The organism is Desmonostoc muscorum LEGE 12446 (genome assembly GCF_015207005.2).
In the GTDB taxonomy this organism is placed as follows: Bacteria; Cyanobacteriota; Cyanobacteriia; order Cyanobacteriales; family Nostocaceae; genus Nostoc; species Nostoc muscorum.
Map to the genome: position 1 here is coordinate 7,887,408 of NZ_JADEXS020000001.1, position 22,616 is coordinate 7,910,023.

Consider the following 22,616-nt stretch of genomic DNA (forward strand, 5'->3'; position numbering starts at 1 on the left):
TGTCTTTCCATTGAAAGTCTAATCAGTTACTAGACTAAACTTTTGGCTAAATACTTCAGCCGAAGGGATGACACGAAGCTCGGCAGGAAACTAGGAATTGTTGCTGCTGAGACAACTACCAAAAACCTGCGCCTTAGAGTGCGGTTATTTTGCTGTCTTAAATACACAATTACATAAGTGATCTAGGATGTCAAGCTTGTCATTTATGAAGATTTGTAAAAGCGATCGCTTGATATATATCAATTCTAAATGGTTCACCAAGAGACACGATAAATCGCCGTCTCTACAAAAAATTGATTCTTGTAGAGACGCGATTCATCGCGTCTTTGCTTTCAGAATATATAGATTAGTGTGTCCTTATGCTAAAGCGATCGCCTTTTCATCCTGCTCAATTTTTGGTTCATGTTGTTGTGTTTCAGACTCACCAAAATCCTGGATTAATTTAGCAACTAAACCTGTCCATCCTGTTTGATGACTAGCTCCAATTCCGGCTCCATTATCACCATGAAAATACTCATAAAACAAAATTAAATCCTGCCAATGTGGATCGTTTTGAAACTTTTGCATTCCACCATAAACAGGTCGTTTTCCAGAATAATCTCTTAAGAAAATTCTAGTTAATCTTTGAGATAATTCTAATGCAACTTCCTCAAGTGTCATCATTTGACCAGAACCTGTAGGACATTCGAGTTTAAAATCATTTCCCAGATAAGAATGAAACTTTTGTAGAGATTCAATGAGTAAGAAATTCACCGGGAACCAAATAGGACCGCGCCAGTTAGAATTACCACCAAATAAACCACTACTAGATTCAGCCGGTTCATAATCTACACGAAATTGACAACCGTTGACATCAAAAGTATAAGGATGTTCAGCGTGAAATCTCGAAAGTGCGCGAATACCATAGGGACTCAAAAATTCGCTTTCATCGAGCATTTTTTGCAGAATACTTCTTAGTTTATCTCTGGAAACGATCGCCAGCAGTCTCCTAGCACCTATTCCTTTCGTTTCCATGCAAGCTACATTTTGTCGTAAATCAGGACGATTTCGGATAAACCATTCCAACCGCTTTTTAAAACCGGGAAGCATTTTTAAGGTTTCTGGTTCAATTGTTTCGATGGCAAACAAGGGAATTAATCCTACCATTGACCGCACTTTTAAGGTAATCTGCTGTTCATTTAAATGCAGCACATCGTAGTAAAAACCGTCTGATTCATTCCATAAACTGGCTTCCATTTCGCCAATTTTATTCATCGCATCAGCAATATACAAGAAATGCTCAAAGAACTTGGTGGCAATGTCTTCATAAACAGGATTAGCCTTGGCTAACTCTAAAGCGATTGCCAGCATATTTAAACAATACATTCCCATCCAACTTGTACCATCAGATTGGTCTATATGTCCACCTGTGGGCAGGTCTGCACTGCGATCAAATACACCAATATTATCTAATCCTAAAAATCCACCTTGAAAAACATTGTTACCTTTGGCATCTTTACGATTCACCCACCAAGTAAAATTTAGCATCAACTTTTGAAACACCCGTTCTAAAAACTGTCGGTCTGTACGCCCATAAATTTTTTGTTCAATTTGATAAATCCGCAAAGTTGCCCAAGCATGAACTGGGGGATTAACATCACTAAACTTCCATTCATAAGCAGGAATTTGCCCATTAGGATGCATATACCATTCCCGTGTTAAAACATCCAATTGATACTTCGCAAAATCTGGATCAATCATTGCCAAAGGAATAGTATGAAATGCCAAATCCCAAGCAGCAAACCAAGGATATTCCCACTTATCAGGCATGGAAAGAATATCTTCATTATATAGATGAAACCACTCTTGATTTCTGCCATTTTGGCGTTCTTTTGGTGGCGGTGGTGCGTTGCGATCGCCTTTTAGCCAATCCTCTACAATATAATGATAAAATTGCTTGCTCCACAACATCCCTGCAAATGCTTGTCGCTGGACATTCCGCATATCTTCACTCAGAGAATGTGGTGTGATACGCTGATAAAATTCATCTGCTTCCTGTTGTCGCTTCCTAAATATTGCATCAAAATCTTTGCCCAATGGCTCAACTAAATTTGCTGCATCACTGAGTCGCAATTTCACAATTTTAGTTTCGCCTGCACCAACTGTTAATATATAATTAGCAGCTACTTTAGTACCAATTTTTTCTGGATTTACAGCCTCTTTTAATCCTTGGACAATATAATCATTAATGCCATCTTTCACATAAGCAGATGTATTGGCATAACCAAATAATCGCTGGTAATTTGTCTCATTTTCTGTAAATAAAATATCGTTTGCTTCTTGACAATACAGCCACCTCTTTTCTAAAGTTGGATGAGATGCCTCGATGGTATTGCAGCCATTATTTAATTTGACCTCTTTTAAAGTAGGTTTGCTGCTATCCCCATTCCAAGACCAAGTATTGCGAAACCAAAGAGTAGGTAACACGTGCAGTGTCTTTGCTTCTGATCCTCGGTTTACTACTTTAATTTGGATGAGAATATCTTCCGCAGAATTTTTAGCATATTCTACAAATACATCAAAGTAGCGGTTGTCATCAAACACACCTGTATCTAGTAGTTCAAATTCTAGTTCTCGGCGACTGCGGTGTTGATTTTCTGCAACTAATTGCGAGTATGGAAATGCTGTTTGCGGATATTTATACAGCATTTTCATATAGGAATGGGTGGGAGTGTTGTCTAAATAAAAGTAATATTCCTTGACATCTTCACCGTGATTACCTTCATTACCAGTTAGACCAAAGATTCTTTCTTTGAGAATAGCATCTTCGCCATTCCAAAGTGCGATCGCAAAACAAAGCCGTTGATGATTATCCGAAATACCAGCAATCCCATCTTCCCCCCAACGGTAGGCGCGAGAACGGGCTTGGTCATGGGTAAAATAGTCCCAAGCAGTACCATTGTGACTGTAATCTTCGCGTACCGTTCCCCATTGGCGATCGCTCAAATATGGCCCCCATCTGTGCCAATGAGCTATACGATCTAAGGTTTCTGCTAATCTGATTTCTTCCTGAGTTGTCATAACACCATCCTGTGCATATCTGCACTGTAACTAATTTAGGTATGTGGAGTATCACCTTGTTAGCGTAAACTGGGCTGAGGTTTTGATTAAAAGTTGCTAGGAAAATGGGTAAATAAAATGTAGGATATACTCATCAGAAACTTATATTAAAGACTTTATCTAGATGACATTCCTGACATAGGAGAAAAGCAGCCAGCTTTAAAAACTTTTTGCTCGGCTTAAATAAAAATCTCCAATTCCAAAATGCAGGTATTTTCCTTGATAAAAACCAGATAGCTGAGGTCAAATCGCACGACCATTCATTATTACAATGCTTGGGCGTGGTTTTAGGAGGAATGTAGTTTAGGCTAAACAATAAGCACAAATAAAAACCTGATGGAGCAAGATATCGAGCTAAACGTACAATTGCTAAAGAAATAGCGACACTAATTTGTTAACAATGACAAATAATAAATAATTGTACAAAAATGTACAGTGAGTAATTATTTGTCGCCGAGACAAATTAATGTCATCCATTCAAATCTTGCTCGGTATAGGTTACAGGGTTTTAGTAGTATTAGGATAACATCTTGACAGTGACAGATTAGCTGTCATCTTGGGGAATAGTGACAAATTAGCTGTCGCTTCATCAGAGATAAAAAAGCTTTTGTGTATTTTTATAATGACAAATTGACTGTCGCTTTCTGTTTAAGTAGGATAACAATATGTTTTTATAAAAAAGTTTTGCATTATGAACAGTCAGCAAAATCCTGATTTAGCTGTTCATCCCTCGGCAATTCCTATAGAAAGGATTTTGTTTCTACAAGTCGACTAATGGCATTAAGAGGCATAAGGCTTTGGATAGTTTGGGATTCCCCTTCTTCAGCCACTGCACAAAAGCCAAGGTGTCGGATGACCAAGGATTGATTGAGATGCTGGCGAAACACATAGATTACTTTAAGGATAAACCCGACTACCTTCCCAAAACGACCATTATGCTTGACAACGGGTATCATCCAGCCGTCCTGACAAAGGCGGTAGAGGCGATTTATCCTGAGGTTATGACCAAAATTCAGTTTGAAATAGCCCCCAAGCCCACTCCAGCCCAAAAGCAGGAGCAAGGGAAGACAGGATTTGTTGTGGTAGCAACTCGATGGGTAATTGAACGGTCAAACGCTTGGATGGAACGTTGTAAAAGCCTGGTCAAGAACTTTGAGAGAACCTTGGACAATGCCACAGCTAAGGTCAATCTTTGCTTCATCCGACTGATGCTCAAACGGTTGGCGAAGGTATAGATCCCAAATGGGTTCTATAAATTTCTAGCTACCACGCTTGACGAATATATCAAGGGAGACTTACATAGTAGAGTAGGATGCCAAAAACCTTCCTCAGCAAGATTATTGCTGTACGATAGCTTACCGTCTGGATTTGAGAAAGGTTTTTGCCTGTCTTTGTTACTGTTACTACTATGACTGAAACGGCTTATGCTGCTCGGACTAACCACGCTTTTGTTTTGACTGAAACCCTTCGAGTTGCTGAACTGATGTATCAAGGTGCAACCCAGGAAGATATTCGGCAACGAGTATTGGTAGAGGATTTATTTCAACTGCGCTCTCAAGTTTCTCGTGAGCGGGCGCTGCAAACTGTTCTCAAACGCCTTCTGCAAGTGCCAGAGGAGTATATTCAATTAATTGCCACTAGCAACCCTGATACCCGTCGATTCACCATATTGTTCCTGATTCTGCGAGAACACCGCCTTCTGCGCGAACTCATCGCTGAAGTCCTGCTGGACAAAATTAAGGGTTTTGATTACGTTGTAACGACCGCTGACTTGCGAACCTTCTTTGAAGGAAAGCGAGATCAAAATTCAACCGTGGCTGCATGGTCAGACTCCACCTATAAAAAGGCTGCTAGCAACACCTTACTAGTGCTAGTAAATGCGGGTCTATTGCAACCCACGTCCCCAAGAGGAAATTATCAAATTCGTTCTGTTCCGGTGCCATCAGCTTTGCGTCAACAATTACTCGCTGATAGGCTAGATTATTACCTGACTCTTATGCTTGATTTTTAATTAACTGCTAGCGCTTTAAATACTGCGTCTACGGGGTCAGCGTAAAATGATGTTTGAAATTTAGCAAACAATTCTGGCGGAACACTGCCTAAGTCCACGGCGCTTGCCATTGGTAAGAGGATACGTTTAGCGCCAGCATCAAAGGCTACTTGCAGACTACCCGCTAGGTTACTGACTGGTGTAATCGTCCCACCAATGGTCATTTCCCCAAATATTGCAAATTGCGTTTGAACACTTCGTTTTAGAGAGGCAGAACATAAAGAAACGAACAATGCTAATCCACTCTCTTGCGGTGCGCCAGACCCTTGCAAATCTAGTAACTGGAGCAAAAAATCCAAATTACTTGGGTGAATGCTACTGCTAACTCTTTGAGCGTTACCTTTGAAGTAATTCATGGCAATGTTTAAACTATCCTTCATCTTGCCAGCCGTTGCTACACCAGTGCGTACTAACTTGCCACTACCGGGTACTGCTTGCAGTTCAAGTTTGAATGCTCCGATTATGCCGCTATCCCCAGTGCTGACAAAGTGCAAGTGACCGGGAGTTAGTATTTCCTGACTAATCAAGCTCGAACCACCCTGTTCTGGTACTGAGACAAAATGCTCATCGAGAGTTTCCAAGTCGATGTAGCTGAAATGCACATCGTAAAATTCCATTCCACCAATTTTCTTTAACTGTTCTTTCACGCGCCGTCGCACCCGCAGACCATACACTAGGGCTTCGCGCACATCTTCCTTACTAAATGAGCCATTTGGGAAAAGCAGTTTCAGCAGCCCTGATACAGTTTTGCGAACTGCTTGAACATCTCGTTGCTTAAGATTGTTACCTAGTCTGAAGTGGAGGTCTATGGCATCGGCAAAACTGCGTTTACGCATTTCCCGTAGCCACTCTGCTAAGTAATCGACAATGAACCCGTACTGGTTGGTGAAATTCTCTGGGCTAAATTTGGGGATTTCCCAGCCAGGAATATAAGCGTGAAAACGGTCGAAGAAGGCGGTGTCAATCATGGCTTCGGGGAAGGGTGCCAGCAGGTGTGAGGTCTTCACTAAGGATTCCACGCTTTGATTAATGTTGCCCACAAAGACCATAGAAGCATTAGCGGTAATTTCTGCTTTACCGCGTGCAAAAGAACCTGATGCCATGTAGTCTTTCATGATTTGCACACCGTCGTTATCATGGAAGCTCATGCCTGCTACTTCATCAAAGGCAACCACGTCAAATAAACCTACTAGTCCCACGCGACGGTTGGACATATTGTAGAAAAGATTCGCTACTGTAGTTTTTCCACCGGAAACCAAGATTGAGTTAGGAGAAACTTCTTTGTAGACGTGTGATTTACCTGTAGAACGGGGGCCAAGTTCGCAGCAGTTGTAGTTATTTTCACAAAGGGCTACTAAACGGGCAAGTAGATGCCATTTCACGTCTTCGCTGACGGTAGTGGGTTCCAGTCCTGTTGACCGAATCAGCAGGTCAATCCATTCACTGCGGGTAAAAGCTGGGCGACCCGCAAACAATTCATCCATATCCACACTAGGCATTTGGATAGGTTTGAGACTTCCGACAATGAAGGGACTGGGTTTGGTTCCTGCTTCATATTCCAGTTGTAGAATACACCAAATACCACCACCTAGAAGCTTTTGGTTGGGTTTGACAATTTCTGGGTCAATGACTACGCCTTTGACACCCAGGTTCATTAAAGTTCCCTGGTAGATGTCATCTCTGTCGTTGAGCGTTACCGTTACCCGGTCAATGATGGTAAATCGTCCCAATTCCCGAATTTTAGATTTGATCTGTTCTGCTTCATCAGGACGGACATAATTCTGTGCCAGGATGTTTTTTACACGAGTAACACCCTCCTCAATGGTGGTTTCGTCGTCGGTCGCGCAGTACATACCGAGTAGGTATTCCAGCACATACACTGGTACGTTAGCACCTTCTTTAATACGTTTAGTCAGGTCTTTACGTACTACCTTTCCAGGGTAAATGCTGTTTAGTTTTTGATTCAGGTCATCCATTTTGGGGCAGGGAGCAGGAGGGAATAATTTGATCTCACCGATATTGTGACTATATTGGCTTAGAAATCTCCAAAGTCGTTAGCAATCCCTAAACTAACTGCCCAGGTTTCTCGGAGCAATTCGCTCTCATCGTCTGCATCCTTAACTATTAAATAGACATTAGTAGGGGGATTAGCGGTTGTTACAGTCAACCTTAAGTTAATTTCCCGATCGCTCGGATGTGGGCTAGTGCTGCTTAAGTTTGCTCCTCGCACATCTGTTATCGGTGTGTTGGTTTGGGGATCGTAGAAAGCAACTGTAATTTGACGCGATCGCCATCTTCCCTCAACTGCATAACTTTGTACTAATGTCAATGTAAAACGATTATTCGTTACCCGCCGAACTCTGGCACTTACCTGTACCCCTACTTTCCGGGCTGGGCCTTCGTCTCCTTTAACCGCCCGTTGGTGATGATAGGTAATAACTGGTACGCATACTTCTTGGAGAGATGCCCCGCCGTGGACAAACTGCGCTCCTGCACCTTGGACGGCAAAGCGTAAACTACCACGAGGTACGATCGCAACTGTGCCATTTTCTGTATAGGGCAAGCTAAAGTGCAGTAAGGTTGAGTCATTCAGCTGTTCTCGTGCTAAAAGGTAGCGGCGTTTGCTTTCCAGTACTGCTTCACCAGTTGGTAGGGGTCGCTTGTCTGCTTCTTGAATGGGGCGACGTTGGTATAAAAAACCGTGGTCTGCGGTGATGATAACGTTTGTACCATTGATAGAATTACAAATTTTCTTTACCAGCCGTAGCAGTTCGCTAATTGCTGTTCCGCAAGCTGATAGTACTTGACGTTCGCTGGATGCCTGATCGCCGATCGCATCAATGACGTTGTGATAAATGTAGATTAGGCGATAAGGTTGCACAGCAGCCCGTCCTTCCTCAGTATTCATCTCTAGCAGGTCTTTGGCACTAAGTACTGTAGCTTCTACCCGACTATTTTGGTTTAGTACCTTTTGCCTTGCTAATGCTCCTTTAGTACCAAGCCCATCCAGTCGGACATCATCATCACCTGGTATCAGTTCTAGTTTTGACCCTGGAAGAAGTGCTGCCATACCCAACCGTGTCACGCTGGGTAAAACTCCCAATTGTGCCTCTAGACTGGTTTCACCACGAACTTCTTTTTTAATAACCTCTTCTAGTTCGCTGGCGACTTCGTAGCGCAAAGCATCGGAGATAATCACAAATACTTTTTCGCGATCGCTCCGTTCTAAAATTGGGAATACGTGTCTACCAAAAAATCTAGTTTGGGATGCTATGCCCTCCAATTCCCAGTTATTGCCAAGGGCATCAGACCAAGCTTCTCCTAGACCATCCAGGAACCATTGGGTGTATAGATTTTCCACATCGTCAATTAAACCCTTGAGGATATCCCCTTGGGCATCATCACTCTTGACGATAAAGTGGCGGTAAGCTTTGTCAAAAGAGTGTAAATCACTGGCGTAGGCTTTGAAGAGAAGTGGGGCTGGCTGGCGGAATCCTTCTGGATACTGCTGCTTAAATTCCAAGAGAGCGATTGCAGCTTCCAATGCTTGATAAATCTTCTCATACTGGGGGAACCAAATCAGGGTATGACGTGCCTGTAACCAAGTTCGCCAGGGTGTCAATTCCGTTATTTGTTGCCCCATTTGCATTTGCAGTGTTTTAACGCAGGTGCGGATTAATACCTTATCTACCACCTCGAAACTCGCTGCTTCAAATAAAACTTCCGGCTCTAAATTCTCTATAGCATCAAATATGTGTAATTGTTCTGCTACCTCACTGCTGAGGATCTTCCAGCCTAGAGAATCCTGCTGGTCACGCATCCACTGGTCGATAAAAGCATAAGCTCGTTGTCCAGGAGTGATGACTTGGTTTGCTAGCTGGGGCGGGATGGTATCGTGCAGAGATTTAGCAAAATGGGTAATTAACAACTGCACGAATAACTTGTTTAAACTGGGGTTTTGCTTAGGAAAATCCGTGTGTTCTTGGACTACCTCCCAGAAAGCTTCAGGGGAGATAAAACGCTCAATATCAGACCAGAGGGCGTTATCAGACTCTAATAACCCCCCCAGCAGCACCCGCCGAATCAGTGTCCCTGCATCGGGTACTTTTAAGCCTGCGAGGACGGAAAGCATAGCCAGTAACAATCCCCGTTCATCGCTGTCGGGGGAAATACCCATTGCTTGCAAGGCTTCTGTCCGTTTGCGGCTTTTAAAGAATTTCTCATGTTCCCGGATGACAATTTCCAGACCGCGCGATCGCAATCCTAAATCTGCATAGATGAGGGCGGCGGGGTCAGCAGAGAAAGTTAAACCGCTTTTTTGGATGTCTAGAAGCCAGTTTTCTTGGGGCGCAGGTTCGGGAAAGGGGGCGTACAGTAGAAAAGTTTGATTGGGTTGCTCGACCAGCAGGTGATATTTGACAGTAAAGGCAGTATCAGCGAGTTGGAGTTTTTCTACGCCTTCGAGTTGGAGTTCATTGAAGCTGCTGGTAAATTGTTGTTCGGGGTCGTACCAAAACACCACCCTTCGTCCTGGGTGCAACCAACGGGCTGAATCTTGGAAGAGGGTTTCTAGGGTGTTTTGGATACGAGTAATGTTCATGCTAGGCAGGGTGAGTGATGAGAAAGTGTATTTTAGAATCCAATTTCCACCCAATATGGCACACACTTTATAATTAAACTATTACTCGAATAGTTCCACCATGCCAGCCAAAGATATATATCATGATGAAGTCAAGAACGCATTGATAAAAGACGGTTGGACTATTACGGCTGATCCTTACTTTATCAAATATGAGGATGCTGAACTCTACGCCGACTTAGCAGCAGAAAAACCAATTGCCGCAGAACGCCAGGGACAGAAAATTGTTGTAGAAATCAAGAGTTTTTTGGGCAAATCATTAATGTATGATTTTCACAGTGCATTAGGACAATACATTGTCTATCGAAATCTTATTCAACTTACTGAGCCAGAATATACACTTTACTTAGCTATTGATGATGTTGTTTATTATAAATTTTTTCAACGAAAATCTGTACAAGCAGTAATTAATCAAAATCAAGTTCTATTAATAGTCGTCAATCTAGATAAGGTAGAGATTCAGCAATGGATAAGATAGAAAAATACCGCAATGCTATTAAGAAAATACTTATTGAATATTATGAAATGACTAATGCTGAAATTGCAAAATCTGGAGAAGTGGAAGCAAGCGATCGCTTGGCTTTTGATGAGGAAAGAGATCAATATCTTTGGTTTCGGTTTGGCTGGGATGGCAAAAAGCAGATACAGCATATTATAATGTATCTTTGCATTAAAAACAGCAAAATTTGGGTGGAAGAAGATGCAACTAATTTATGCGTTGTTGATGATTTGTTATCAGCCGGAATACCCCAAACCGATATTGTTTTAGGCTTCCATCATCCTAGTAAAAGAGGTTTCACAGAATTTGCTACAGCCTAAAGAGGCAGGGTAAATAACTATGATTTATTGGTAATTACGAATTACGAATTACGAATTATTTCAACAGTTCCCTTTTCCACTGCGAGGCTTTTTCTAAGTCAGCAATTTTTAAATCTGCACCTTCATAAACTAAACCTTTAAAGCGCGTGTAGTTGTAGGCTACACCATCGTCAAGGTCAAGATTAATTCGCGCATCGGCTTGGGTTTGCAGCTTGGCTTGGTAATCTCGCAGTTCTAGCTGTTGGGCTTGCAGTTCTTTCAGGCGGTTTGTGGCAGCTTTTTTAGCGGCGCTAGAAGTGGTATTATCTAGCTGTTGTTGCGCTCTGGCAATTTCCCCATCTAGTTTGACTTGCAATTCCAAAACATAATCGGTGCGGATACGAGCAAGAGCATCTTCGCTGTAACGGTGTAAATATAGTAATGCGCCAAAAGCTCGTTTTTTTCCACTGGTAAACAGCCAATAAATGGGGCGTTTTTTATAAGTTTGAATGTGGTCAGAAATGAATTCTTGCAGAAAGTAGCGGCGGATGCGTTCTTGGGCGCTTTCGCCATTTTTGAGGGTGAGGGCGTTGGCGATGAAATTGAGGTTTTCGGTAAGGGTTTCGGGACTGTAGGCGACGCGCAGAAATTCTATGAAGCGGGTAACGATATCGTTATCAAAGTATGCTTGGTCTGTGATGGGAATAATTGCATCACTGCTGGCGCTTAAGGTTTGGTGTAGGGTGGGGTCAAATGGTTGTCCGGCGTGGAGGAGTCCGGGTTTGTCGAGGGAGTAGCGCCCCATGATACAGCCGACGGCGTAGGAGATGAGGGAACGGATATCTTTGTTTAAGTCGGCGCGGCGGATGGTGATTTGGTCGTCGGGTACTTCTGGGGTGAGTTCGTCTTGTAAGCCATAAGCTTCTATCCAGTAGCGGTTATTTTCTTCTTCTAGGCGTTGAAGTTCTCGGAAGGCGGTTTCTGATTTGCTTTGCCAAATGTTGAAGGCTTCGGAGAGGTGTTTGGTGTTGTGGCGTAATAGGGGGTGGGTTTGGAAGTTCCAGGAGGTTTCAAAGTTGTCCCAATCTTGACGAGAGATAAATACTGCTTCTGAGACTATTTTTTGTATTAAATCTATAAATTTATCGGCTAAATTAAAAGGAACTTTAGCAATATCTCCAACTTGAAAAGTAATGCTTGGATTTAAAATGGCCATAAAAACTTGCATTAATTGACTACACATTAATCCAAGTAAAGGCAACCTTATTTCCTCATATATTGGAAACGCACTTGAACCTTTGATATCAAATAAAAAGCCTGGAGGGCTTAGTCTTGCAGCAAAAGCAGAAGTTGTTATATCAGACCAAGTTATTGCAGGTTTAAAATATTTATCTGTATTTTGTGTACGTGAGCGTTGTTTTCCACCATTTTCTTTGCCGAAACCACGTATTTCTAAACCATCTTTTTCCCAATTTACTACCCAGTCTTGATTACCATACCACTTTCTCAATTCGCCTCCTTTGTTATAAGGGAACCATTTTTTATGTGATTTATAAGCATCTATTGAGTTAGAGTAATTAAAACCAATTGTGTGTAAATAGGTCTCATACCATAAGCGAAGAAAACGATCATTGTTAGCTGTCGCTAGTCCTTGTCTAGGGTCTGCAATTTCTTTTATACGTTTAAAATTTACAAATATGTCTATTATCTTTTGACTTATCCAATAAGCGATCGCACTCCCCGGAATCTTTGCAAAATCAGCCGCCTTTGCATAATACAGATATCCACAATCAGGATTTTTGATTGCTTCTAAAACCTTAACTGGTTGCAAATCAGCCCCATAAAATTTATTAAGGTCAATAAAAGTTCCTTGATATTCAGGTGAAGCTTTATTTAACAGGGTAAAAGCGCATATTGGTACATAGGCTGAATCAAAAAAAGCATGATATTCCGGTCTAATCAGGCTGGTTATTATATTTTCCCTTAATATACGTTTACGCAATTTCTCATAAGAACTTAAAAACATCCAAGTAAATGGTGTCATTAAGCCAATAAATCCGTTTTTTGAAACTATCTTTAAAAAACGTTCAATAAATATAGAGAAAGCATCTGACTTTGAATCAGGATAATTTTGATTAGCAAAATTTCTTAAAATATTATTTAAACTTTTATTTCCCATATAAGGCGGATTCGCAACTACAACCCAATACTGATTACTCAACAAATCCGCTTGTAATAACAACTCCCGCAAAGCCGGAACACACTCCCGAAATAGCGAATTACTCGCTTCTAAACTATCTAATTGCCATTTCAACTTCTCACTATCAAAAGCTGGTGGAGTAATTAAACTTCCTAAATTATCCGCATCCTTAAAAGCCTCAATCAACGGTTGCCAATCTTCAGCATTTAATTCTGTAGCAGGTGGTAAAGTCTGACTATGGGTAGGACGCACCGCCATAATATTCAAAGCCAGAGATTTCCGCAAAATCCGCGAATTTTTTGCCCGTGCTTTCATCAATACCGCAAAACTTGCCAACTGCGCTGCACGTTCATCAATATCTAAACCATACAAATTGTGCGTCAAAATCAGCGCCGGAATATCGCGCTCTAAATAACCTTGTTCTTTGTAAATTTCAAATAGCAAATCAAACGCATACACCAAAATATGACCACTACCACAAGCTGGGTCTATCACGGTCAACTCTTGAGGCGTTAAAGCTTGCGGTTTTTCTCTCTCACCATTATCGTTAGGATTTTCCAAATAGTAGGGCATATATTCCCGCAACCGTGATTCCGGGTGCGCTTCTAACCACAACCGCCCTAAACTGTTCTCCACCATATACCGAACAATCCAGTGGGGAGTAAACAATTGTGTAGCTGCTGGAATATCTGCGGCTGCCACCTTCGACTTTGCCCCAATTACCTCATCCTTGCGTTCCGAAATGTAGAACTGATACAGCCAACCCACTACTTCAATATTCTGCCAGTCCTCCTCTGGAATCTCCTTTACCAGCCGCCGTACAATTGAATCCTGATTTAACAAATTTCCAGGCAAAAACAGCGCTTGGTAATTCTGGCGAGGGTCAAACAGTGCTGGAATTCCCTCTGCCAAAGCTTTACACTGAGCTAACAGCAGACGGCGGTAGAGAAACTCATCGGGATTAGGATCGTGATTGGCAAAACTACGCCACTCATTGAGAGTATCCAAATCAAGACCCGGTAAATCTCCCATTTCGGCAATAGAACTAGCATCGCGTAACAAATCAGGGTCTACCAAATTGGAATCGCTACTACTCAACACCCGCCCGATATATCCATTCACCTCCATAAACCGCAATGCCGCCAAACGGTTAAACCAGGTGTAGGCAATTTCATCTATCAGCGCATCTACCGCCTGGGGTTGGCTGGAACTTAGCGTCAAGTCTTGCAGACGATTTCGCAGTTGTTCATACTGATTTGCTTCCGTTGCGTTCAAGGTTTGACCCGCCACTAACAACCCACCTGTAACGGTTTGGGATTGTATGATGTTTTTGTCAGTAATCCCATACTGGGCGGCACGGGCTTTTACTTGTTCCCGTAAGTAGCGACGCGCCCAAATTGCGAAGTTTTTAATAGCGGTGCGGTTCATTGAGGTGATAGAGAATTGGTAGTTTTTCACATCAACCACCCCGCAATCAATTTTGGGGAGGTTAGTCCAAGTCAGTTTTAACGGACTAACATCTTGATAACCACCGCGTTTTAACTGACTTTTATTCTATTCGCCAGGATTTAAGTTAATTTCCTACTATTTTGGCTACTATAAAGTAAGAAAAATATAGTTACTTTTTGGTAATACTATGTCATCGGAAAAACTATCCATTTCCTTACCAGCATCTTTGATGCAGTTTATTGAGAATTACAAAGTGACAAAAGGGTGTAAATCTCGCTCTCAAGTCATTGAGTTAGCACTGGAGTTACTGCGGTATCAGGAATTAGAGCAAGCTTACCGCCAAGCTTCGGCGGAAGTTGACCCAGATTGGGATTTGACGGTAGGGGATGGGTTAACAGATGAAGCGTGGTGAAATTTATTATGCAAATCTCAGTCTAGTAGTGGGATCAGAAATGGATAAACGCCGACCTGTACTGATTGTCAGCAATGATGCTAATAACAGTGCGGCTAGTACGGTGACAATTTTACCAATTACCTCTAACGTCAGTCGTGTTTATCCTTTTGAGGTTTTATTGAATCCAGAGGAGAGTGGTTTATCTAAGCCTTCTAAGGTACAAGCGCAGCAGGTACGCACGATTTCAAAGCAGCGCATTTTAGGAGATGAGGTAGGTTGTTTGAATCAGGATTTGATGCAATTAGTTGATGCTGCTCTCAAGTTGCATTTAGATTTAGGGTAGACAAAATAGGAGAGCCGCCCCGCCAGATTTATTCAATACGGACGCGATGGTTTTGGTGAATCTTATCCAGTAGAGTATTCCGTAAAGCCTCTAAATAAACATCAACATCTTGGGGTGTTTCCAGTAGCGACTTAGTTGCAACTCTTGCTACCTGCACCGATACGATAGGTTTGATAAACGTTGCTGTACTATAACTGCCATTGCTCGATTGACGCTCGATGATTTCATTGGCTTGCCGATCTACTTTTTCCAGCAATTGTGGGAGAATGTTTTCTAGTTCACTCTGACGTGCGATCGCAGAATCGATACTTATTACCTGGTTAACTGAGGTGACAACTTTATCGATATCTTGAGTGATATTGCTAAGGTCAAGCTGTGCAGAAATGTCTTGGTGAGCGGAAGTTACATACTCAGCTAATTTCTCCCGCATTGCCTTGCTTTTACTCTCAACCTGATAAATTTGAGTTTTTAGCGCTTCCTGCACCTTATCTTTGACAGGTAGGAGTAACATTGCTAATTCTGGAATCTTGGCAGTAGGGTCAGACATAGCCAAAATTTGCTTAACTAAATCCACCCGCCTGAGTAAATCTGGCTCACTAATATGGCGTAGTTCTGGTTCTAAAGTTTTCAGGTCATTACGAGCTTGCTGGAACAGCTTAATTTGTGTACTGAAGAAGGATTGTAGCTTTTGCACATCTTCAATAAATTCTTCTATATCATCCCGTCGCTGACGAAATGTGTCGAAAAACTTAGCCGCACTGTCCTTGCTTAACAATTCAGCCAGCAAATCTAAGTTAGTACGCAGTAATTGAGCGAAGGGAAGCCCACTTTCTGCTTGGATTAACCAACCTTCTAGTTCTTGAGAGCGTTTTATTAGGGCATTTTTGTATTGTTCAAATAGTAACTGTGGATCGCTAGACATATTGCCATTGAGTAAGTCGCTGGCCATGTCTTTGGCAATCTTCAAGTTTGCTGGGTTAATTTCATCGGTAAGGCGGACGGTATATTTATCTATTTCTTTGCGCGATCGCAACTGCATTACTAAGCCTTTATCGTGCAGATTAACGTTGCCTTGAGCGTGTCGCAGTTCTATTACACCCTTGTTAGCAAGTTCCGCCATCACCCCCAAAGTGTCAAATTCCGACCACCCATAAGGACGGCCTGCAAACTTGTCTACCAATGCCTTAATGCTGACAAGGCGGCGAAGGCGGGTTTCTTCCATTAACCAAGCTCGCATTTCACTATGAGCAGCTACATTAACAGGCTGTCCGTTAATATCTTGTTCTTGACTCTCACGAGTTAGGGCATTGCTTACCTGATCTTCGTTTTCAAAACCACTAGCCACGTAACCGAGCTTTTGATACACATTACCTACCAAATAGCTCAAACCTTCATTCAATAAGCTTTTAGTGTCTCGACTGCGAATTTCTAGCTTGCTACCACAGGCAAATACATCAGCACGAGTAATCAAATCCTCTAGGATAACTTTCAATTCCTGACGGCGTTTGCTATTCTCGTCTCCCCGTGCAATTAAAATTCTCTGGATACTAGGACTGAGGTTGCTGCTATTTTTCAGACGCAAGTACTCGTCTGTTTTGATTAAAATATTGAGATCATCCAGTAGACGCTGGTTATCAGGCAATCGCACCAAGACTTCATAACGAGATCCCGTAGTGCCAATGCAGAAAGCATCATCCTGCATAGCAGCGTAACTTTCGGCATAAGGGGTAACAATATGCAGGGTGAGGTCGTTAGTTTGCTGCCCAAAAGTTTGTTCATCCAGCTTGCGGTTAAATGGATACTTATGACGCTGGCTGTATCGTAGTTCCTTGTCAGTAAAAATTGAATCCCAGACAAGCTGTTGCAATTCTTTGAGAACTTTGATTGAATCAACTTGAGTATTTTTGATTTCTCTGCCAATATCTTGCTCCTCATGGGTCAAGAAAATATATTCATCGCCATTACGCTGGATAAGAGTTTGACGTTCCAAGCGCCCCAAAGCTGCTTCTACCTGCTGCCGCAATGCCAATTTGTCCTGGTCAATATTACTTAGGCTAAGAGTAGTTAAGTTATCCAAATTAGCCCGAATTTCTTTCAGGTACTTGACCATGAACAGGGTCTTCAATAGGTCAATGTCAAAAGAATGTAATTGCGGATTCCGACCCGCTTGAATAATAACTTGGTTGATCGAACTATCCAAAAAGCCTTCTACTGCCATGTAAAAGGTGTGAAACGGAACCAGCACACCAAGAGGTTCTCCAGCTACCGCTTGGGATGCAACCTGAAAAGCATCTAATAGCGATCGCTCTCCTGATGCCAGGTGCTTGCCAGCAGAACCCATGAGGCGAATTTGAGTAAAAACCTTTTGTAACAGATTAAACTGATAGGGAATAAAGGGATAGGCGGTAAAGAAATCTTGAGGATTGCCATATCCCGGCATATCGGCGCTGTCCTGAGTAAAGGCAATTTGGTTTCTTAGAATAGGAATCTTCTGGCTATATAAAGCTTCCAACCCAGCCCGCGCTGCATCAGTTTTGCCCAGCAAACGTAACTTAATTACCTCATCGGTATTAGCAGAAGACAAATTCAGTGGGCGATAAAAACGACCAATAATCTTAGAAAAATCCTCGCCTTTAATCTTGTTTTTGGTAATCTCATCCATTGCCTCTTGGGATGTCACCACCACCCAAGCTTTTCCCAAACAGTAAGTACCCAAATCTTCCACAACAGTCTGTAAGTTCAGCATCAGTTTGCTGTCTTCACCGATATACTGTCCTACCTCATCCACCATAAAAATTAGGCGATGTTGCGGCCCTTTACTATCCAGATACTGCTTTACCATGCCAGCAAACTTTTCTGGACTCAGAGTGTAATTTTGTTCGCCGAAATCTAGTAAGCGGTTAGCCGCTTCTGCACTCATGCCCGTGCTAGTTTGTAAAGCACTAGCGATCGCATCTTGATGAAAACCCCAAGCATCTCGGTTTTCCTTCCATTCCAAGCCACTCTCTGCCAAGAAAGCTTGCTGAAAAGCTGCATATTTACCTTGGCGATCTAGTTGACGTTCAAACTCAGCAATGGGAAGAACTGTCCCAAAGTACCCCAAATGCTCGTCAAATACCTTTTGAAAGACTTTGGTAATACTTTCTTTATGGTTTTTATTATTGGCATCAGCTTTGGAGTCAATATTGAATAAAATCACATCGCAAGAACTATGTGCTGCTTGTGCTATCAAGGCTTGCAACATCGGATCGGGTATGCGTTTTTCATCAAAATAATCCAAGGCGCGGCTAGTTTCCAGTTGATGATTAGCCAATAGGTATGACAAAATCTTCAAAAAGTGAGATTTCCCTGAGCCAAAAAATCCAGAAATCCATACACCCATCTTATCCGTAGGATTGCTTAGGGCGTTAGTGTAGCGTTCAAAAAATATCCGAAAGTGCCTATCCAGTTCATTGGTAACGACATACTCTTCCAATTCTTGACGAATATTCTCGTCGTCCTTCTGCCCAACTTTAATAACGCCATTGATATTACGGTGAATGTCCTTTTGGAAGAGTTCGGCGATATTCATAGGTGGTGTTGTTGGTGGGGAATCAGAGGGAAGGCCCGATAGTAGTTGTCATCCTTAAAGGTGTCGAATAGGCGTAGTTCGTGCCCATCGTAAGAACCAGGGAAAAACATCACTAGGGGGATTTTGTCAAGTACTGGGTGTAGGTTGTTGAGAATACTGTGCGATCGCAAAAGAGGCCAGCTAGCACCAACTCCAGTCATGATTACAAGCTGTTCATCACCCCTAAGTTTTTTTTGGATGTAGGCAATAACTTGGTCAGGCCGGACAAGGGGCGCAATGGTTTTAGCCAGCGCAGCATTTCCTTTAGTTGCTTCCAACTCAAAAGCTTTTTTGAGTACCCCTCGTTCTGACAAGATGTCGAGAATAGTCTTGTAAAGGTCGATTTCCAGCAAAATAAGCTGGATCGGTGAACTCGTCAATTGCGGCTTCAGGCGATCGACGTAGCGTTGTACCAGTGGTTCATATTCAGCGTCATAATCAAAAATATAAAAGCCAATTTCGTTACCAATGCCACGGTTACTCAGCAGGCGTGCATCTTGCAGCTTTGGTAGCAGTGCATCAAGGCGCTGATTAATGGTCAATGTGGGCATAACTTCCGCATTAACCCGCAGCTAACTTGGCTGTATTCAAGTAATTTATATACAAAGTAAAATATATCCTCAATATTTTTTATCAAGGATAATCGTTAAATTGCTACAAACTGTATGTAAATTTACGGTTTTTGTTAGGCAATTAATAAATTGTATTTTTCTAGATGTCAACAGGCTTGATCTGCTGTAGTTGAGTTTTGAGAGAAGTCTAGGCTTTTTCAGATTCTGGGTAAAGCATAATGTTACTGAATCCCAAGTATCCTTATGCGGTGTAATAGTACTTAATATTACTCGCTAAAGCGTTTGAGGTTTTGGTGTAAGACTTCGTGAATGCGATCGCACCAAAAGGGAATCACAGTTTGCCCTTGACAAAGAGCTTCTAGCGCTGCCTCTTTATCAAATTCTGCTAATGTTAAATACTTTTGCCCAGAGGCGTTAGATATCAGCATCAGTCGCCTCATCTTTTTTTTAGACACAAATTCCTCAAACAGCCAAGGCTCCTTATCTTGCAACATAGCCAAAGCTTCCCGGCAAACTTCAAAGCTTAAGCCAACAGACAATAAATAATGCATCACAGTTAGCGTCAACAGGTCAGCTACGGAGTAGTAAACATTACGTCCCTTGCCTGTGGTATTCACAGTTGGTATAACAACATCTTTATCTCGCCAATACTGTAATTGACGACGGGAACAATTAGTAATTTCAGCAGCTTCTGTGCTTGTGTAGAATTTTTCTTCCATAGAAATCATCCTACAGAAGCAATTTTTTAAATTTAAATTTTTTAAGAATACATAGTGTATTTATATGATATTTTATTTTTATGAGTCAGATTACTATCCAGTGCCGTCTTATTGCCAGTGTGTGACTTTACCCATAACTTTGCCGCGACTGGAACCATAACTTTGCCGTCAACAATGTCACTTAAAGGATAATGTGGCCGTTTTTAAAGCATAAAGTGGCCGCAGGACAGAACCTATGACACAAGCGTATTTGAAAGAATTGAATGCGATCGCTTCTAAAGTATAGCGAAAGTAGGGCGACAGAAAAATAAGCATTCCAGCTTTTTAGGGCGGCCACATTATCCTTTAATTCCGGCCATCTTTTCCTTTAAGTGACACAACGACAAATAATTAGTCACTGTACAAAAAATGGACGTAACTGGATTCGAACCAGTGACCTCTACGATGTCAACGTAGCGCTCTAACCAACTGAGCTATACGTCCTTAACCACACGATTATTAACAATAACACATACTTTTATCAAAAAGCAAGATAAAGAATCCAGATGATTTCAGTACCATTCGACCCTAGTGTATGATCGTTAAGGTTATTCGGTTCTGGTGGGGGTCAGCTACCAGAGGTAACGGGGAAAGTTCGGTGCAAATCCGCCACTGTCCCGCAACTGTGAACTAATTTGAGATTTGAGATTAGCTTGCCTTAGTCATCCCAAATTCTAAATTGAGTGAGTCAGGATGCCCGCCGAAGTAGATTTATCAGTTCCACATTTCTGCGAGGTACAGATGACTGCGACTATAAATATTTCCACAATTAATGACTGTGGTGTTCCTGACCACGCTTTATTTGTTTGCAAAACCTGTGCCAGCGTTTGGCAAGATGGAAAACGTTTACCTGGAAGTGGTGGCGAACAGCTACTACAGCAACTTCAGCAACTGGCACAAGATTGGGACTTGCGAGATGAATTCCCAATTCAAGAGGTTGAATGCATGAGTGCTTGTAATCGTTCCTGTGTAGTTGCCTTTGCTGCCAAAGGCAAAATAACATATTTATTTGGCGATTTAGCTGTTGATGGCAGTGCATCTGCGGTACTGGAGTGTGCTAGCCAATACTATGGCAAACGAAATGGTTTACTGCCTTGGTCAGAGCGTCCACAGCCTCTGAAAAATGGCATTTTGGCAAAAATACCATCTTTATGATGCGCGTTTTGATTCTGGGTGGGACGGGAGATGCAGCAGAATTAGCTGCGAAACTGGCGAGTATGGAAGGGGTAGAAATAATCACATCCCTAGCTGGTCGCACGCGTCAACCATTAGTTCCTTTGGGTGATTTGCGGGTTGGAGGCTTCGGTGGTGTGGCTGGATTGGCTAGTTATCTGGAAGTAATGCAAATCGATTTGCTAATTGATGCAACCCATCCTTTTGCTACCCAGATTTCCTGGAATGCGGTAGATGCTGCAACCAAAGTTGGAGTACCCCATCTGATGTTAATTCGTCCGCCTTGGGAAAAAGTAAGTGGCGATCGCTGGATTGAAGTTGACAGCGTTACAGCCGCAGCCGCAGCCCTACAAAACCAATCACGGCGAGTGTTTTTGACAGTTGGTAGGCAAGAACTCGCCGCCTTTGCTCACCTCAAGGAAATTTGGTTTCTCATGCGGATGATTGACCCTCCTACCCCTGATGCCTTAGTGCCACCGGGGATGTTATTGTGCGATCGCGGCCCCTTTACCCTCAATAATGAAAGGGAAATCCTGATTCACCACAACATTGATACCATAGTCAGTAAAAATAGCGGTGGCGATGCAACCTACGCCAAAATCATTGCCGCACGAGAACTTGAGGTGAAAGTTGTGATGGTGAATCGTCCAGCCACACCACCAGGCGATTACGTGACTCATGTTGATGGTGCTTTGGCGTGGATATTTGACAAGTTGCATGAATAGTAACACTAGGGAAAAATTTTCATTTAAACATTACTAAATCGATGGCAAGAGGTTTTATTAAACCCGCCTAACTTATAGATGTAAGCTGTTTTTGTATCTGACTCTAAATCTACCCAATCTGTTAGTTGTTTTTGCAATATTTGGAATACATCATAAGCCCTTTGAGCCATTTTTCTAGTAGAATTTTCGTTTTCGTCTCCATACTTAAAGCTAAACTCTACTGCTAGAGCGCCAATCCAGTAGAGGGTGTTGACAAACTAAGCAGACTGTGGGTTGTCAAAGTTAGCCAATTCTGGAGTGGTAGTATCGAATATGCGAGCAAAAACATGGAGATTGTGAACAACAGCCATACGTCGAAGGTCAAAAAGATTTTTACGTAATCCAATGTAGCGAGCCTTATCTCCTTGCCATTGACCAATGTGAGCCAAAGTATGCTCAACACTGACACGTTCGCGGAGTTTGGCACGTCCGCTTTCAGCGTCTATCCTTGACAACACCTTTACGGAGCTTTGGGGAACCATCGACTGCCTCCTCGACATCTTGTTGTTTAATTTGCCTTGCATCTTCAATACTTTTGTTTACCTGAGTGTTGGTTTTGTGAACTGGGCATAATCCGACGCTACTATCCTTAAAAACTGTTGCTAGTTCTATTTGAAATTCTGAGTCAAATAATTCGTGACGTATTTGCCTCAAAAATACAAACAATTTGGCTTCGCGTATACGTTTTGTGACTTTTTATTCTTTTGCTGACAGTTCTACGGGAGGGTTCCAGACTAACGGACGCATAGTAGTTGCACTCTTGATAC

Annotated in this window: 16 protein-coding genes, 1 tRNA gene, 2 pseudogenes and 1 riboswitch; of the genes and pseudogenes, 8 read left to right on the plus strand and 11 right to left on the minus strand. The window is 42.2% G+C overall.

Annotated features, from left to right (window positions below):
• Positions 1 to 357: 357 nt before the first annotated feature.
• Positions 358 to 3,060, minus strand: coding sequence for an MGH1-like glycoside hydrolase domain-containing protein (locus IQ276_RS32430; protein WP_193913750.1), 2,703 nt, complete (start codon positions 3,058 to 3,060; stop codon positions 358 to 360).
• Between the two features lie 815 nt (positions 3,061 to 3,875).
• Here IQ276_RS32430 and IQ276_RS32435 point away from each other — a divergent pair.
• Both IQ276_RS32435 and IQ276_RS32440 read left to right on the plus strand, forming a co-directional pair.
• Positions 3,876 to 4,334, plus strand: a pseudogene (locus IQ276_RS32435) (transposase); the annotation flags it as partial.
• 173 nt (positions 4,335 to 4,507) lie between these two features.
• Positions 4,508 to 5,110, plus strand: a complete 603-nt coding sequence (locus IQ276_RS32440; RefSeq protein WP_193913763.1) for a DUF1819 family protein — start codon at positions 4,508 to 4,510, stop codon at positions 5,108 to 5,110.
• Here the strand turns inward: IQ276_RS32440 and brxL are convergent.
• Complete coding sequence (gene brxL / locus IQ276_RS32445) at positions 5,107 to 7,125, minus strand: protease Lon-related BREX system protein BrxL (protein ID WP_193913748.1); 2,019 nt, start codon at positions 7,123 to 7,125, stop codon at positions 5,107 to 5,109. The two genes, IQ276_RS32440 and brxL, sit on opposite strands and share 4 nt — an antisense overlap.
• A gap of 59 nt (positions 7,126 to 7,184) precedes the next feature.
• The gene (gene pglZ, locus IQ276_RS32450; RefSeq protein ID WP_193913747.1) at positions 7,185 to 9,749 is read right to left on the minus strand and encodes a BREX-1 system phosphatase PglZ type A; all 2,565 of its coding nucleotides are present in this window, start codon (positions 9,747 to 9,749) and stop codon (positions 7,185 to 7,187) included.
• Positions 9,750 to 9,849: 100 nt separating this feature from the next.
• Between pglZ and IQ276_RS32455 the strand changes: the two genes are divergently transcribed.
• Together IQ276_RS32455 and IQ276_RS32460 are read left to right on the plus strand one after the other, a co-directional pair.
• Positions 9,850 to 10,266 (plus strand): XisH family protein, encoded by a 417-nt coding sequence (locus tag IQ276_RS32455; protein ID WP_193913745.1) that lies wholly within the window; start codon positions 9,850 to 9,852, stop codon positions 10,264 to 10,266.
• Positions 10,254 to 10,607, plus strand: a complete 354-nt coding sequence (locus IQ276_RS32460; RefSeq protein ID WP_193913743.1) for a XisI protein — start codon at positions 10,254 to 10,256, stop codon at positions 10,605 to 10,607. Before IQ276_RS32455 ends, IQ276_RS32460 begins: the two co-directional genes overlap by 13 nt.
• 55 nt (positions 10,608 to 10,662) lie before the next feature.
• On the opposite strand, the gene pglX is transcribed toward IQ276_RS32460, so the two are convergent.
• Positions 10,663 to 14,244: a BREX-1 system adenine-specific DNA-methyltransferase PglX gene (gene pglX / locus IQ276_RS32465; RefSeq protein WP_235116162.1), complete on the minus strand. Its 3,582-nt coding sequence runs from the start codon at positions 14,242 to 14,244 to the stop codon at positions 10,663 to 10,665.
• A 178-nt stretch (positions 14,245 to 14,422) separates the two neighbouring features.
• On the opposite strand from pglX, the gene IQ276_RS32470 reads away from it, so the two are divergent.
• Both IQ276_RS32470 and IQ276_RS32475 read left to right on the plus strand, forming a co-directional pair.
• Positions 14,423 to 14,647, plus strand: a complete 225-nt coding sequence (locus IQ276_RS32470) for a ribbon-helix-helix domain-containing protein (RefSeq protein ID WP_193913741.1) — start codon at positions 14,423 to 14,425, stop codon at positions 14,645 to 14,647.
• Positions 14,634 to 14,972: a type II toxin-antitoxin system PemK/MazF family toxin gene (locus tag IQ276_RS32475; RefSeq protein ID WP_193913739.1), complete on the plus strand. Its 339-nt coding sequence runs from the start codon at positions 14,634 to 14,636 to the stop codon at positions 14,970 to 14,972. Before IQ276_RS32470 ends, IQ276_RS32475 begins: the two co-directional genes overlap by 14 nt.
• A gap of 28 nt (positions 14,973 to 15,000) precedes the next feature.
• Here IQ276_RS32475 and brxC read toward each other — a convergent pair whose 3' ends face one another.
• From brxC to IQ276_RS32495, 4 genes are all read right to left on the minus strand, one after another.
• A complete protein-coding gene (gene brxC / locus IQ276_RS32480; RefSeq protein ID WP_235116163.1) occupies positions 15,001 to 18,543 on the minus strand; it encodes a BREX system P-loop protein BrxC in 3,543 nt (1,180 codons plus the stop codon).
• Complete coding sequence (locus IQ276_RS32485) at positions 18,540 to 19,133, minus strand: DUF1788 domain-containing protein (protein WP_193921298.1); 594 nt, start codon at positions 19,131 to 19,133, stop codon at positions 18,540 to 18,542. The genes brxC and IQ276_RS32485 overlap by 4 nt, the downstream gene beginning before the upstream one ends.
• A gap of 287 nt (positions 19,134 to 19,420) precedes the next feature.
• Positions 19,421 to 19,873: a MerR family transcriptional regulator gene (locus IQ276_RS32490; protein ID WP_193921296.1), complete on the minus strand. Its 453-nt coding sequence runs from the start codon at positions 19,871 to 19,873 to the stop codon at positions 19,421 to 19,423.
• A gap of 409 nt (positions 19,874 to 20,282) precedes the next feature.
• A tRNA-Val gene (locus tag IQ276_RS32495) sits at positions 20,283 to 20,356 on the minus strand.
• A 92-nt stretch (positions 20,357 to 20,448) separates the two neighbouring features.
• Positions 20,449 to 20,631, plus strand: a riboswitch (cobalamin riboswitch).
• A 22-nt stretch (positions 20,632 to 20,653) separates the two neighbouring features.
• On the opposite strand from IQ276_RS32495, the gene IQ276_RS32500 reads away from it, so the two are divergent.
• Together IQ276_RS32500 and IQ276_RS32505 are read left to right on the plus strand one after the other, a co-directional pair.
• Positions 20,654 to 21,067, plus strand: coding sequence for a DUF1636 domain-containing protein (locus tag IQ276_RS32500; RefSeq protein WP_193921294.1), 414 nt, complete (start codon positions 20,654 to 20,656; stop codon positions 21,065 to 21,067).
• Positions 21,067 to 21,810, plus strand: coding sequence for a cobalt-precorrin-6A reductase (locus IQ276_RS32505; protein ID WP_193921303.1), 744 nt, complete (start codon positions 21,067 to 21,069; stop codon positions 21,808 to 21,810). Before IQ276_RS32500 ends, IQ276_RS32505 begins: the two co-directional genes overlap by 1 nt.
• 23 nt (positions 21,811 to 21,833) lie before the next feature.
• On the opposite strand, the gene IQ276_RS32510 is transcribed toward IQ276_RS32505, so the two are convergent.
• From IQ276_RS32510 to IQ276_RS32520, 3 genes and pseudogenes are all read right to left on the minus strand, one after another.
• Positions 21,834 to 21,980, minus strand: coding sequence for a hypothetical protein (locus tag IQ276_RS32510; protein ID WP_235116164.1), 147 nt, complete (start codon positions 21,978 to 21,980; stop codon positions 21,834 to 21,836).
• An 87-nt stretch (positions 21,981 to 22,067) separates the two neighbouring features.
• Positions 22,068 to 22,355 (minus strand): annotated as a pseudogene (locus IQ276_RS32515) (transposase); the annotation flags it as partial.
• Positions 22,285 to 22,503 carry a hypothetical protein gene (locus tag IQ276_RS32520; protein ID WP_235116165.1) on the minus strand — a complete coding sequence of 73 codons (219 nt, stop codon included), beginning with the start codon at positions 22,501 to 22,503 and terminating at the stop codon, positions 22,285 to 22,287. The gene IQ276_RS32520 and the pseudogene IQ276_RS32515, both read right to left, overlap by 71 nt.
• Positions 22,504 to 22,616: the final 113 nt, after the last annotated feature.

Bases quoted from the DNA above. Each gene is read 5' to 3' on its own strand.
- IQ276_RS32430 (WP_193913750.1), bottom strand. From the start codon at position 3,060: ATGACAACTCAGGAAGAAATCAGATTAGCAGAAACCTTAGATCGTATA.
- IQ276_RS32440 (WP_193913763.1), top strand. From the start codon at position 4,508: ATGACTGAAACGGCTTATGCTGCTCGGACTAACCACGCTTTTGTTTTG.
- brxL (WP_193913748.1), bottom strand. From the start codon at position 7,125: ATGGATGACCTGAATCAAAAACTAAACAGCATTTACCCTGGAAAGGTA.
- pglZ (WP_193913747.1), bottom strand. From the start codon at position 9,749: ATGAACATTACTCGTATCCAAAACACCCTAGAAACCCTCTTCCAAGAT.
- IQ276_RS32455 (WP_193913745.1), top strand. From the start codon at position 9,850: ATGCCAGCCAAAGATATATATCATGATGAAGTCAAGAACGCATTGATA.
- IQ276_RS32460 (WP_193913743.1), top strand. From the start codon at position 10,254: ATGGATAAGATAGAAAAATACCGCAATGCTATTAAGAAAATACTTATT.
- IQ276_RS32470 (WP_193913741.1), top strand. From the start codon at position 14,423: ATGTCATCGGAAAAACTATCCATTTCCTTACCAGCATCTTTGATGCAG.
- IQ276_RS32475 (WP_193913739.1), top strand. From the start codon at position 14,634: ATGAAGCGTGGTGAAATTTATTATGCAAATCTCAGTCTAGTAGTGGGA.
- brxC (WP_235116163.1), bottom strand. From the start codon at position 18,543: ATGAATATCGCCGAACTCTTCCAAAAGGACATTCACCGTAATATCAAT.
- IQ276_RS32485 (WP_193921298.1), bottom strand. From the start codon at position 19,133: ATGCCCACATTGACCATTAATCAGCGCCTTGATGCACTGCTACCAAAG.
- IQ276_RS32490 (WP_193921296.1), bottom strand. From the start codon at position 19,873: ATGGAAGAAAAATTCTACACAAGCACAGAAGCTGCTGAAATTACTAAT.
- IQ276_RS32500 (WP_193921294.1), top strand. From the start codon at position 20,654: ATGACTGCGACTATAAATATTTCCACAATTAATGACTGTGGTGTTCCT.
- IQ276_RS32505 (WP_193921303.1), top strand. From the start codon at position 21,067: ATGCGCGTTTTGATTCTGGGTGGGACGGGAGATGCAGCAGAATTAGCT.
- IQ276_RS32510 (WP_235116164.1), bottom strand. From the start codon at position 21,980: ATGGCTCAAAGGGCTTATGATGTATTCCAAATATTGCAAAAACAACTA.